At 70.1% G+C, this 12,199-nt stretch carries 9 protein-coding genes, 1 tRNA gene and 2 pseudogenes; 8 read left to right on the plus strand and 4 right to left on the minus strand.

Going from position 1 to position 12,199, the window contains the following annotated elements:
* Together QH470_RS06870 and icmF are read right to left on the minus strand one after the other, a co-directional pair.
* A pseudogene (locus QH470_RS06870) lies at positions 1-334 on the minus strand (amidohydrolase family protein); the annotation flags it as partial.
* 81 nt (positions 335-415) lie between these two features.
* Positions 416-3,655, minus strand: coding sequence for a fused isobutyryl-CoA mutase/GTPase IcmF (gene icmF / locus QH470_RS06875; RefSeq protein ID WP_280271427.1), 3,240 nt, complete (start codon positions 3,653-3,655; stop codon positions 416-418).
* Between the two features lie 244 nt (positions 3,656-3,899).
* Between icmF and QH470_RS38090 the strand changes: the two are divergent.
* From QH470_RS38090 to QH470_RS06910, 7 genes and pseudogenes are all read left to right on the plus strand, one after another.
* Positions 3,900-4,715: pseudogene (locus QH470_RS38090) on the plus strand (hypothetical protein); the annotation flags it as partial.
* A 455-nt stretch (positions 4,716-5,170) separates the two neighbouring features.
* Positions 5,171-5,971 (plus strand): hypothetical protein, encoded by an 801-nt coding sequence (locus QH470_RS06885; protein ID WP_280271429.1) that lies wholly within the window; start codon positions 5,171-5,173, stop codon positions 5,969-5,971.
* On the plus strand, positions 5,968-6,189 hold the full coding sequence (locus QH470_RS06890; RefSeq protein ID WP_280271430.1) for a hypothetical protein: 222 nt from the start codon (positions 5,968-5,970) through the stop codon (positions 6,187-6,189). The genes QH470_RS06885 and QH470_RS06890 overlap by 4 nt, the downstream gene beginning before the upstream one ends.
* The gene (locus QH470_RS06895; RefSeq protein WP_280271431.1) at positions 6,186-6,995 is read left to right on the plus strand and encodes a hypothetical protein; all 810 of its coding nucleotides are present in this window, start codon (positions 6,186-6,188) and stop codon (positions 6,993-6,995) included. The genes QH470_RS06890 and QH470_RS06895 overlap by 4 nt, the downstream gene beginning before the upstream one ends.
* 25 nt (positions 6,996-7,020) lie before the next feature.
* Positions 7,021-8,049 (plus strand): hypothetical protein, encoded by a 1,029-nt coding sequence (locus QH470_RS06900; protein WP_280271432.1) that lies wholly within the window; start codon positions 7,021-7,023, stop codon positions 8,047-8,049.
* A 230-nt stretch (positions 8,050-8,279) separates the two neighbouring features.
* Entirely contained in the window at positions 8,280-9,347 is a 1,068-nt protein-coding gene (locus QH470_RS06905) for an enoyl-CoA hydratase/isomerase family protein (RefSeq protein ID WP_280271433.1), read from the plus strand.
* A gap of 34 nt (positions 9,348-9,381) precedes the next feature.
* The gene (locus QH470_RS06910; RefSeq protein ID WP_280271434.1) at positions 9,382-10,158 is read left to right on the plus strand and encodes an enoyl-CoA hydratase; all 777 of its coding nucleotides are present in this window, start codon (positions 9,382-9,384) and stop codon (positions 10,156-10,158) included.
* Here QH470_RS06910 and QH470_RS06915 read toward each other — a convergent pair whose 3' ends face one another.
* The gene (locus QH470_RS06915) at positions 10,159-11,214 is read right to left on the minus strand and encodes a hypothetical protein (protein ID WP_280271435.1); all 1,056 of its coding nucleotides are present in this window, start codon (positions 11,212-11,214) and stop codon (positions 10,159-10,161) included.
* An 82-nt stretch (positions 11,215-11,296) separates the two neighbouring features.
* Positions 11,297-11,833 (minus strand): MarR family winged helix-turn-helix transcriptional regulator, encoded by a 537-nt coding sequence (locus QH470_RS06920; protein ID WP_280271436.1) that lies wholly within the window; start codon positions 11,831-11,833, stop codon positions 11,297-11,299.
* A gap of 118 nt (positions 11,834-11,951) precedes the next feature.
* On the opposite strand from QH470_RS06920, the gene QH470_RS06925 reads away from it, so the two are divergent.
* A tRNA-Cys gene (locus tag QH470_RS06925) sits at positions 11,952-12,022 on the plus strand.
* Positions 12,023-12,199 lie beyond the last annotated feature (177 nt).

The following is a 12,199-nucleotide window of genomic DNA, read 5'->3' on the forward strand; positions in this document are numbered from 1 at the left end:
TGTCGACGCCGAAGGGCAGGCTCGCCACCCAGCGCGTCTCGTCGGCCTTGGCCGCCGGCGCCTTACCCGCCCATTCGACCTCGACGTGCACGAGCGCCTCGACCGGCACGGCGCCCAGATCGGCCCGGTAGTCGGCGGGCAGGTAGGGCCGCACGTAGATGTCGGGATCTCCGACGAACTCGCGATCGCGCCGCGGGGCCAGCCGGGCCGCGACGTCGATCGACATCGGGGCGTAGCGGAACAGCTTGGCCAGCAGGCTGAAATCACGCGGCGTCGTCAGCGGGTCCCACTGATGGACGTGCGCGTCGACGACGCTGATACCCGCCAGGTCCATATCGCCCCTTCCGCCTCGTCAGCCGTGCGACCAGGCGATTGTCACACGCGGCGACCGGCGATCGCGGGAGATCGCCGCGTTTCACACATTGCGGCGATACTGCCCGCCCACGGTGAAGAAGGTGTCGGTGATCTGCTGCAGCGTGCACACCCGCGCCGCGTCCATCAGCACTTCGAAGACGTTGTCGTCGCCGCGGGCCGCCGCCTCCAGCCGGGCCAGCGCCGCGTGCGCCTCGTCGCGATGCCGGTCCTGGTAGTCGCGGGTGCGCCGCAGCTGCGACTGCTTCTCCTGCTCGGTGCCGCGCGCCAGCTCCAGCACCTGATGCTCCTCGCCGTGCGGGTTGCGGAAGGTGTTGACGCCGATGATCGGCAGGCTGCCATCGTGCTTGCGGTGCTCGTACAGCATGGACTCGTCCTGGATGCGCCCGCGCTGGTAGCCGGTCTCCATGGCGCCCAGCACGCCGCCGCGCTCGCTGATCCGCTCGAACTCGGTCAGCACGGCCTCCTCGACCAGATCGGTGAGTTCATCGATGATGAAGCTGCCCTGCAGCGGGTTCTCGTTCATCGCCAGGCCCCACTCCTTGTTGATGATCAACTGGATGGCCAGGGCGCGGCGCACCGACTCCTCCGTCGGGGTGGTGACGGCCTCGTCGTAGGCATTGGTGTGCAGGCTGTTGCAGTTGTCGTAGAGCGCGATCAGCGCCTGCAGCGTGGTGCGAATGTCGTTGAAGCTCATCTCCTGTGCGTGCAGCGACCGGCCGGAGGTCTGGACGTGGTACTTCAGCTTCTGCGAGCGTTCGTTGGCGCCGTACTTGTCGCGCATGGCGACCGCCCAGATGCGCCGCGCGACCCGGCCGATCACCGAGTACTCCGGGTCCATGCCGTTGGAGAAGAAGAACGACAGGTTGGGCGCGAAGTCGTCGATGTGCATGCCGCGCGCCAGATACGCCTCCACGTAGGTGAAGCCGTTGGAGAGGGTGAAGGCCAGCTGGCTGATCGGGTTCGCCCCGGCCTCGGCGATGTGGTAGCCCGAGATCGACACCGAGTAGAAGTTGCGAACGCTGTTGCGCACGAACCACTCCTGGATATCGGACATCATGCGCAGGCTGAACTCGGTGGAGAAGATGCAGGTGTTCTGGCCCTGATCCTCCTTGAGAATGTCGGCCTGCACGGTGCCGCGCACGGTCGCCAGCGCCTTCGCGCGGATTTCCGCGGCTTCCTCGGAATTCGGTGCGCGCCCCTCGGTTTCGGTGAAGCTCTCGACCGCCCGATCGATCGCGGTATTGAGGAAGAAGGCGAGGATGGTCGGCGCCGGGCCGTTGATCGTCATCGACACCGAGGTGGTCGGCGCGGTCAGGTCGAAGCCGTCGTAGAGCGCCTTCATGTCGTCGAGCGTCGCGATGGACACGCCGGAGGTGCCGACCTTGCCGTAGATGTCGGGCCGCTCGGCCGGGTCGTGGCCGTACAGGGTCACCGAATCGAAGGCGGTGGACAGGCGTTTCGCGTCCGAGTGCTCGGACAGCACCTTGAACCGGCGGTTGGTGCGGAAGGGGTCGCCCTCGCCCGCGAACATGCGCGCCGGATCCTCGTTGTCCCGCTTGAACGCGAAAACTCCCGCGGTGAACGGGAATCGGCCGGGCAGGTGCTCCGAGCGCAGGAACCGCAGCAGCTCACCGTGATCGGTGAAGCGCGGAAGCGCGACGCGCGGAATCGAACTGCCGGACAACGAGGTTCGGCGCAGCGTGGTGCGCAGCTCGCGATCGCGGACCTTGACCACCTGCTCCTCGCCCCGGTACGACTCGGCCAGGGCGGGCCATTCCGCCAGCAGCGCGGCGTTTTCGGGGGCCAGTTCGGTGCGGGCCTGGTCGAGAAGCGCGGCGACGGCGTGCTGTGCCTCTGTCGTTTCGTGAGTGCCTTCCAGCTCGCCGAGCACCTGCTCCAATCGCTGAACCCGTTGTGCCGCAGCGACTTGCCGCACCGTGTCGGCGTGGTAGTCGCGCACGGTCTCGGCGATCTCCGCCAGGTACCGCACCCGCGACGGCGGGATGATCTGCGCGAACCTGGTGGAGGCCTTGGTGTTCACCCGCGGCAGCGCGCCCGGCTCGAGCGGCAGGCCCAGCTCGTGCAGCCGACCGGCCAGGTGCTGGTACAACGCGGTCACGCCGTCGTCGTTGAAAGTGGCGGCGCTGGTACCGAAGACGGGCATGTCGTCGGGGGTGGAGCCGAACGCCTCGCGGTTGCGGATCAGCTGACGGGACACGTCGCGCAGCGCGTCGGCGGCGCCGCGGCGCTCGAACTTGTTGATCGCCACCACGTCCGCGTAGTCGAGCATGTCGATCTTCTCCAGCTGCGAGGCCGCGCCGAACTCCGGCGTCATCACGTACATGGAGAGGTCGACGTGGTCGGTAATCGCCGCGTCGCCCTGGCCGATGCCCGGTGTCTCCAGGATCACCAGGTCGTATCCGGCCGCCTTGCAGGCCAGGATCATCGCGTCGACATTGGTCGGCAGTTCGCGGCCGCCGCGGGTGGCCAGCGAGCGGAAGTAGACGTGGTCGCCGTCGAGGGCGTTCATCCGAATGCGGTCGCCGAGCAGCGCGCCGCCGCCGCGCCGCCGCGTCGGGTCCACGGCCAGGATCGCGACGCGCAGCTTGTCCTGCTGGTCCGAGCGCAGCCGCCGCACGAGTTCGTCGGTGAGCGAGGACTTTCCGGAGCCGCCCGTGCCCGTGATGCCGAGCACCGGGACGGTCTTGTTCTCCGCCGCCGTCGTGATCGCCGCCAGATCGGCGGCGGGCAGCGCGTCCTGCTGCAGGCAGGTGATGGTGCGCGCCAACGCTTTCCGCTCGCCGGACAGCACCGCGTCGACCGGCGCGGGCTCCAGCGACAGATCCACGTCGCAGTCGCGGACCAGTTCGTTGATCATGCCCGGCAGCCCCAGCCGCTGCCCGTCCTCGGGGGAGAAGATCCGCACCCCCGACTCGGCCAGCCGCTTGATCTCGTCGGCGACGATCACTCCGCCGCCGCCACCGAAGATCCGCACGTGCCCGGCGCCGGCCTCCCGCAGCGCCGTCGCCAGGTATTCGAAGTACTCGACGTGCCCGCCCTGATACGAGCTGACCGCCACGCCCTGGGCGTCCTCGGTGAGCACCGCGTCGACGACCTCGTGCACGGCCCGGTTGTGCCCGAGGTGGATGACCTCGGCCCCCTGCGACTGCAGGATCCGCCGCATGATGTTGATCGCCGCGTCGTGCCCGTCGAACAGCGCCGCCGAGGTCACGAAGCGCACGGGGTGCACGGGCGCGTGCAGGGTGGTCTGGTCGGGCATGGGATCCTCCGCCGGGGAATGTGCTGTGGCGATCAGTACTGCTTTGGCGACCAATACTAGGACGTCAAAGTAATCATTCTACGGTGAGCGCGGCCACAGCGCCAGGCGGGGGTGCCCGGAAGTTTGCGGGCATATTTCGGTTCAGCCTGACCACAACCGGCGACTTCCGCGCGGACTCGAGTTCCGATGGACGGGCCCCGGCATGACCGTGGGCATTCAGCTGCATCGATCGAAGGAAGAACGCATGGGACGGACCGGGTACCGGCTCGCCGCCGCGGCCGCCGCGGTCGGCGTCTCGATGATTGCGACACCGCCCGCGCAGGCGGATCCGGTGTCGCTGGACGGGTTGTTCGCGCTGTCGCCCGGGGTATGCGCGAACGGCGCGGTCACCGGCAGCTTCTTCCGCATGATTCTGCCGACCGGCGACGCGGGCGGCCCGTACCTGCAGAACAGCGATTCGAGGTGCAGCGATCAGACGGTGACGCCGCTGTCGGCGGGCACGGACGGCGGGCTGATCGGCGGCGACTATCAGCCGCAGCCCGCGGCCGCCTTCGACGCCTCGGGCAACGCGCAATCGGGACGGGTGACCACGCCGGTCCGCTTCTACGGCGTCGATTTCGCCACGGCGACCAATCCGACCGACCCGCAGACCGGCACGGGTACCGCACTGCCGCAGATCTTCGCCGACGGCGGCCGGCTGTCCGGCGATCTCAGCAGCCTCGGCGTCACCTGGAACAACCAGGTGTTCAACCAGGGTGCGCCCAAACCCGGCGGCGGGCTCCCCGGAAAGACCAGCCCGGTCCGCGGAACCATCGACGAGGCAGGCAATTTCGTGCTCGAGTGGACCAGCCAGATAGTCGGCGGCCCATTCAACAACTTCACAGGACTGTGGCACCTGGCAGGCCAATACCGCGGGGGCGGTCTGCCGCACGGAGCAGCAGTAGCGGCCCCGGTACCACCCGCCGCAGCCCCGCCCGCCGCCGCCCCGCCCGCCGCAGCCCCGCCTGCTGGAGCAGCGCCGAACGCCGGAGCGCCCGAGGGAGTGCCGCCCGCCGTCGGGTCTGCCGGAGCCCCGTCCGCAGTCGGGCCCGGAGTGCCGTCCGCCGTCGGGCCTGGGGGAGCGCCGTCCGCCGTGGCGCCCGGAGCGGCCCCGCCCGCCCTCGGGCCTGCGGGTGCCCCGCCCGCCCTCGGGCCTGCGGGTGCCCCGCCCGCCGTCGGGCCTGCGGGTGCCCCGCCTGCCGTCGGGCCTGGAGGTGTCCCACCCGCTGCTGCGCCTGGAGGTGTCCCGCCCACCCTCGTGCCCGGGGGATCTCCGCCTGGGGGAGCGGGGTCCGGTGTGAATTCTTCTGTGCAGCAAGGGCAGTCCGTGTCGGATGCGGTGCTGGCGGGGCGGACGGTTGAGGTGCCGCCGCGTCGGGGGGAACCGGTGTGGCTGATTCCGGTGCTGGTGGTGGTGGCCATTGTCGCGACGGGTGTGTTCTTCAGCGCTGATCGGCTGGTCGGGCGCGGGCGGCCATGACATCCCCGTTGTCCTCCGATCTGCCCGCCTACGCGGACTACGTGTCCAGCGTCGAGGTGGCGGCGCCCGTGCGGCCGCGATGGCCGTTCGTGGCGCTCGCGGTCCTCGGTGTCGCGCTGATCGTCGTGCCCATCGTGACCGGCATGTTCCCGCGAACGGCCAAGGGCGAGGCCATGATCGACGGTTTCGCGCCCTACGTCACCGCCTCGGCCGTGGCGGACTTCCGGGCGGATCTGGTGGTCCTCGATGACGCCCGGTCGAATGTGCTCGAGTTGCGCGCACGGGGTCAAGAGCCCCGGGGCTCCGAGCGGATCGATCGATTCGTACGTGACTATCCCGGCATCCGTACCGATCTCGGCGGCACGATCGACACGATCGACAGCCACCGCGGAGACTACGGTCGGCTGGCCGATCTGCCGCCGTTCGGGGTGCTGCCCTGGTTGCTCGTGCTGCCCGGCGTCATACTCACCGCCGCAGGCGTTTTCGGCTTCCGGCGTGCGGGTGACGGCCGCCCGGCGCCGGTCTGGCGGTCGCTGGCCGCGCTGGCGGGCGTGGCGCTGATCGCGGTCCCACTGGCGGGTGGGTTGTTCGGCGCCGCCGGCGCCGGGCAACCCGTGATCGACGGCTTCGGTCCCCTGCTCACCCACGCGGAGGTGCGCAAGGTGCAGGACTATTTCGTCACCCTGGTCGCCGCCGACGGCGAACTGAAAGCAGTTACGTCCCGGCGGTGCGCGCGGCGCATCCGGACGCGGAGCTGGGCGGTCTCACCGCGCTCGAATCCCGCTGGCAGCCCATGACTTCCCGGTTCGCCGCGCTCATCGGGGCCATGAACGACAACATCGGCAATTTCGATGCCGTCGCCGCGTTGAACGATACGACGAAACCGCTGGGCGTCACCGGCTTCCGGGCGCTGGGCTGGTTCTACCTGGTGCCCGGTGTGCTGGCGCTCGCGGTGGCGGCCGGCGGAACCGGCAGGCGGCGGGAATCGAACGCGACCGGAGGTGACGGCAGATGAACACGCGCACAGTACTGGCCGCCGTGCTGGTTTCGGCCGTCGCGGTGCTGACCGGCTGCTCCGGCGGCGATGCTCCGGCGTCGAGTGGGCCGGAACCACTGATCGGGTTGCTGCGGCTGACGCCCGGGGCGGTCGAGGGCACGTCCGTGACCGGGACCTGGTTCCGCATGGTGCAGCCCGGCGGCACCGCCGAGCAGGGGCCGTACATGCCCAACGGCGACTCCCCGGCACAGGGCGGCTCGACCACGCTGCTGGCCCCCGGCACCGCGGGCGGCCTGCGCACCGGCGGCTATCAGAGCGAGCCGAATCCCGGCTTCGACCACGGCAATTCGCTCGCCGCCTCGATCACCCGGCCGACGAAGTTCTTCGCGGTCGAGTTCGGCACCTCCACCAATGCGGTCGATCCGCAGACCCAGCGGCAGGTGCCGCCGCCGTCGGTGATCAACGACGGCGGCAAGCTGACCGCCGACCTGTCGTCGTGGGCGGCCTCGTGGAACGACCAGGATTTCAACCAGGGCGCGCCGAAGCCGCCGGAGAAGCTGGTCGGCCAGGTCGCGGGCGCCGAGCAGGTGCAGAAGGTGTGGGACTGGGTGGCGCACCAGTGGCTGAACCAGCCGAAATCCGATGCCCCGCAGGGTCCCTCGGCGACGGGCAGCTACGACTCGAAGACCCGGAAGTTCACGCTGCAGTGGACCAGCCTGATCGTGGGCGGGCCGTTCAACGGGTTCACCGGGGTCTGGCATCTCGAGGGCGTGTTCGAACCCGGCACCGCCGCACCGGAATCCCCGCCGGCACCGACGAAATGAGCGATACGACAAGGAGTTCGGGCCCATGACTTCCCGCACGAGGACGCCGAAGCCGTGGCTCGCCGGCGCGATCCGCATCGTGGCCGCCGTGACGGCGCTCGGCAGCACCGTCGCGGTGACGGCGTTGACCGTCCGCGACCACGACGACCAACCGGTCACGGTGGTGGTCTCGCAGGCGCCCGCACCCGCCGCCCGCACCGCCCCCGGGCAGCCGGAACCGCCCGCGCAGCCGGGGTCCGCACCCGCGCCCCCGGCAGCGCCCGGCACTGCGCCCGCGGGGTCTGTTCCGCCCGGCACTGCGCCTGCTGGGTCGCTTCCGCCCGGTGCCGCGCCTGCTGGGTCGGTTCCGAACGGTGCCGCGCCCGCCGGGTCGGTTCCGAACGGCGTCGCGCCCGCGGCGTCGGTCCCGCTCGGCGGCACGGCCGGAGTGGCACCCGGGATCGCGATCGGTCCGGGCAACGCCGGTCCGGGCGCGTCCGTGCCGCTGAACGGGGATTCGCAGGGACCCGGTGGCACGGATTCCGTGCCGCTGAACGGGGCACCCGGCGCCGCCGGTCTCTTCGACGCCGCTCCCGCGAATGCCCAGCCGCCTTGCCCGCTCGGGTGGCCGGCGCCACGGCAGCAGGGCGGCCTGGCCTCCTTGATCGGCCTGGCTCCGCTGGCCGGCCCGTTCTCCTCGGAGGCCTTCGCGCTGGGCTCGGTGTATCAGCCGCTGTTGCAGCTGGTCGGCCCGGTGCTCGCCGAAATCGCACCGGTGATCATCCGCAACCAGCCGCTCATCGATCCGGTCATCGCCCAGGTGCAGAGCGTGGAAGCCGTTGTGCTGGAAGCGATCCTGCCCTATTACGGCCCGTATCGGGATCAGCTGATCGCCGCGGAGGGCGACTTCGCCCGAAACCTGGCCCCGGCGTTGGACCGGATCCACGACAGCGAGGCGGCCTCCTGCTTCGTGGCGTGGCAGGGGCAGCTCATCGAGCAGGCGAAGGGCGGCCCGGTCCGGGTGGCCTCGCTCGCGCATCCGGGCACGACCGTCGAACTCGGCCCGGAGCGCTGAGCGGGCGGTATCGCACCCTTTGGGCGGGCCGCTGCGCGGCGCACGCGCACCGGCGGCCGCCTCGGCGGTCCAGTGGCGTAGCGCACACCTCGAACTGTCGCCTAGATATACTTGGTAGTCCAACTATAGGATGACCGTACATCGGCCGGAATGAGGTCGTCCGCGCCGACTCTCGAGGGCGTCGGCGAGATCGTGCGGGTGGTCGTCGCCCGATCAGTAGTAGGAGCAGCATGAGCGACGAAGTTCTCATCGACCAGCGCGACGGCCTCGGCCTGATCACGCTGAACCGGCCCAGGGCCATCAACGCGCTGAATCATCCGATGGCACTGGCCATCCTGGACGCGCTGCGGCGATGGGCCGACGACGACGAGATTCGCGCGGTCGTCGTGACCGGTGCGGGCGAGCGCGGACTGTGCGCGGGCGGCGACATCGTCGCCATCTACAACGACGCCAAATACACTGCGGGCGGCGCGAATTCGGCGTCGGCGCGGTTCTGGCGCGACGAGTACGTGCTGAACGCCTACATCGGCCGCTACCCGAAGCCGTACGTGGTCGTGATGGACGGCATCGTGATGGGCGGCGGCGTCGGCCTGTCCGGGCACGGCAGTCACCGCATCGTCACCGACCGCTCCAAGATCGGCATGCCCGAGACGGGCATCGGGTTCGCCCCGGATGTCGGTGGCACCTATCTGCTCTCGCGCGCGCCCGGCGAGATCGGCACCCATGTCGCGCTCACCACCGCGCGCATGAGCGCCGGTGACGCCATCGCCACCGGATTCGCCGACTATTACCTTCCCTCCCACCAGCTTCCGGCCCTGCTGGACGCGCTGCGCACCGCGGAGCCCGAGGTCGCCATCGCCAAGTTCGCCCAGCCCGCACCGCCGTCCGAGCTACTCGCACAGCGGGACTGGATCGACTCCTGCTACAGCGCCGACACCGTCGAGGAGATCGTCGCGCGGCTGCGCGCGCACCCCGCCCCGGCCGCCGGTCGGGCCGCCGCCGAGGTGCTGTCGAAATCACCGGTGGCGCTGAAGGTCACGCTGCGCTCGCTGCGAAACGCCCGCGCCGCAACCGATCTGGAATCGGCGCTGAACGAGGAGTATCGGGTCTCGGTCGCCTCGCTGGGCAGCCACGATCTGGTCGAGGGCATCCGCGCGCAGGTGGTGGACAAGGACCGCACTCCGCGCTGGCAGCCCGCCACCCTCGCCGACGTCCCGGCCGCGCAGGTCGACTCCTATTTCGCCGAACTGGGCGCCGACGAACTGAATCTCGTTGCGCCGCCTGCTCGGCTATCGTGACCGATATCCGCAACCGATCCGGAGAGGAACAGCTGTGACCGACTTCGAGACCATCCTGCTGGAGCGTAAGGGTCGCGTCGCCCTGATCACACTGAACCGGCCGAAGGCGCTCAACGCGCTGAACTCGCAGGTGCTCACGGACATCACCGCGGCCCTCGACGAGCTGGAGTCCGACGACGGCGTCGGCGCGGTCGTGCTCACCGGGTCGGAGAAGGCGTTCGCCGCCGGCGCCGACATCAAGGAGATGCAGGCCAAGTCCTACATGGACATGTTCCTGCACGACCATTTCGCGGGCTGGGATCGCGTGGTCGCCTTCCGCAAGCCGATCATCGCCGCCGTCGCCGGTTACGCCCTGGGCGGCGGCTGTGAGCTGGCCATGATGTGCGACATCCTGTTCGCCGCCGACACCGCCAAATTCGGGCAGCCCGAGATCAAGCTGGGCATCATCCCCGGCATGGGCGGCTCGCAGCGGCTCACCCGCGCGGTCGGCAAGGCCAAGGCCATGGATCTCGTTCTGACCGGGCGCAACATGGATGCCGAAGAGGCCGAGCGCGCCGGTCTGGTGGCCCGTGTCGTGCCCGCCGCCGAGCTGGTGCCGACGGCACTGGAGGCGGCCGAGACCATCGCGTCCATGTCATTGCCCGCGGTGATGATCGCCAAGGAAGCCGTGGACCGCGCCTACGAGACCACGCTCACCGAGGGGCTGCGCTTCGAGCGGCGGGTATTCCACTCGCTGTTCGCCACCGAGGATCAGAAGGAAGGTATGAGCGCCTTCGTCGAGAAGCGGCCCGCGAACTTCACCAACCGCTGATCACTTGTGCGGCGCGGGCGTGCCCGCCACCTCGACCGGTGACGGCACGGTCCCGTGGGTGGTCGGCTGCGGGGCCTGCCGGTCGGCGGCCAGCAGACCGGCCACCGTCGCGCCCAGCGTCACCGTGACCGCCAGCGCCGCCACCACCTTGCGCTTGGACACCGGCGCGGACCCCGTCGGCCGCAACCTCTGCGCCGCGAACCGGACACCGCGCACCCGCCGCGCCGCGGGCATCTGCGTCGCCATCAACACCGCGCCGCGGGCCGACACGAACTCCGGCTCCGGGTCGTAGATCACCGGCAGATCCAGCAACTGCGCCAGCGCGTCGCGAATGCCCAGATTCCGCGTGCAGCCGCCGAGCAGCGCGACCGACTCGGCGGCGGTGCCCGTCTCCTCCATCATCTGCCGCACGAACGACACCGAATGATGCACCCCGGCCGCCACCAACTCGCTGAAATCGCTGCGCGTGAACACCATTCGGGCATCGGTCAGCGGATCGCCGGCCGTCAGCACCGGCGTCGTGGTCAGCGCCTCCTTGTAGGCGCGGCTCGTCGGCTTGTCGATCATCACGCCGCCGTGCGCCAGCCGCCACCGCAACAGGGCGTCGTGGCCGTCGCCGCCGAGCACCGTGCTGCGCTTGGCCGCCAGGATGGCGTCGGTGCGGCAGTCGACCTCCGTGACCGTCAGGCCCGAGGCGCCCAGATCGTAGAGCACGATCGCGCCTTCCTCCGGCAGCTGACCGCTGAACCGCAGATAACGCAGCTGAGCCACCGGCTCGTCCACGATGGTGAGCCGACTGCGCCCCGCCGTGGCGCGGATCGCGTCGGCGTGCACCGGACTACGTGAGGTGACGGCGATACCGGTGATGAACTCGTCGCGCTCCTCCGCCGACCGGCGCATCCGATCGATGGCCTGGAAAACCGGTTCCTCGACACCGCCGCCGGCGCGCCGGGGCACCGTGCAGCGATCGATGGGCGGGAGATGTGGCTGGTCGGAATGCGTGAGCATCGCGCGTGCGCCACCAGCGCCCGCCGACACCCCCAGGACCAGCACCATGGCCTCCATGGTGGACCCTCGGACCGCCGATGTGAAGCCGGGAGTCGGAATGTCGCTGGTGGGATGCTGAACGGTTACCGTGTCACGCCCAGCGTGTCGGGCCCGCTCCTGCGTCGAAGTCGCCGGCCGCGCGCCGGAACTCGGCCAGGAGTTGCAGCAGCAATTGCAGTCGGTCGGGCGCAAGCCCGGGATGTGCGAAGACCTTGGTGTTCAGGGCGTCGGTGGCACTGGTGACCAGTTCACGGCCCGCATCGGTGATTTCGATCAGGGTTGCTCGACGGTCGCTGGGGTGCGGGACGCGGCGGACGAGGTCGGCCGCTTCCAAGCGGTCGACGGTATTGGTGACGCTGGTCGGGTGGACTTGCAGGCGGGCGCTCGCGACGGCCATCGGCAGGGCTCCGGACTTGCTGAAGCTCAGGAGCATGAGGAGTTCGTAGCGGGAGAAAGTGAGGCCGGAGGGGCGTAGGGCCTCATCGACTCGGGCCATGACGATTTGCTGGGCTCGGACCAGGGAGGTGACCGCGGCCATTCCGTCGGCTACGTTTTCCCAGCCGTGTGCGGTCCATTGGCGGTGGGCCTCTTCGATGGGGTCCAGGGGGAGCGGGCGGGGGACGGCCATGTGGCCGAGTTTAGGTGGTGGGGGTGGGGGTGGGTTCTAGGTGTTGGGGGGTTGGTTTTGATCATGGTGAGGGGAAGGGTGGGGGTTGGGGGGGCTGTGGGCGAGTATGGGGATTGATGCGGGTGTGCCTGAGTGGTTAGGGGGCGGTCTGCAAAACCGTGTACGCGGGTTCGAATCCCGCCACTCGCTCTGGGTTTGGGGTTTGGGGGGTGGGGTTGGTTTGGGGAGGGCTGGGGGTGAAGCGTTGTGGGGGGTGATGGCTGTATTTTTGGCCGCCCCATGGCTCCCGCGGGGGGTTTTGGGGGGGGGGGGGGGGGGGGGGGGGGGGGGGGGGGGGGGGGGGGGGGGGGGGGGGGGGGGGGGGGG

It is taken from the genome of Nocardia wallacei (genome assembly GCF_029868745.1).
In the GTDB taxonomy this organism is placed as follows: domain Bacteria; phylum Actinomycetota; class Actinomycetes; order Mycobacteriales; family Mycobacteriaceae; genus Nocardia; species Nocardia wallacei_B.

Coding starts and splice junctions, on each gene's coding strand:
- icmF (WP_280271427.1), bottom strand. CDS start 3,655: ATGCCCGACCAGACCACCCTGCACGCGCCCGTGCACCCCGTGCGCTTC.
- QH470_RS06885 (WP_280271429.1), top strand. CDS start 5,171: ATGACATCCCCGTTGTCCTCCGATCTGCCCGCCTACGCGGACTACGTG.
- QH470_RS06890 (WP_280271430.1), top strand. CDS start 5,968: ATGACTTCCCGGTTCGCCGCGCTCATCGGGGCCATGAACGACAACATC.
- QH470_RS06895 (WP_280271431.1), top strand. CDS start 6,186: ATGAACACGCGCACAGTACTGGCCGCCGTGCTGGTTTCGGCCGTCGCG.
- QH470_RS06900 (WP_280271432.1), top strand. CDS start 7,021: ATGACTTCCCGCACGAGGACGCCGAAGCCGTGGCTCGCCGGCGCGATC.
- QH470_RS06905 (WP_280271433.1), top strand. CDS start 8,280: ATGAGCGACGAAGTTCTCATCGACCAGCGCGACGGCCTCGGCCTGATC.
- QH470_RS06915 (WP_280271435.1), bottom strand. CDS start 11,214: ATGGTGCTGGTCCTGGGGGTGTCGGCGGGCGCTGGTGGCGCACGCGCG.
- QH470_RS06920 (WP_280271436.1), bottom strand. CDS start 11,833: ATGGCCGTCCCCCGCCCGCTCCCCCTGGACCCCATCGAAGAGGCCCAC.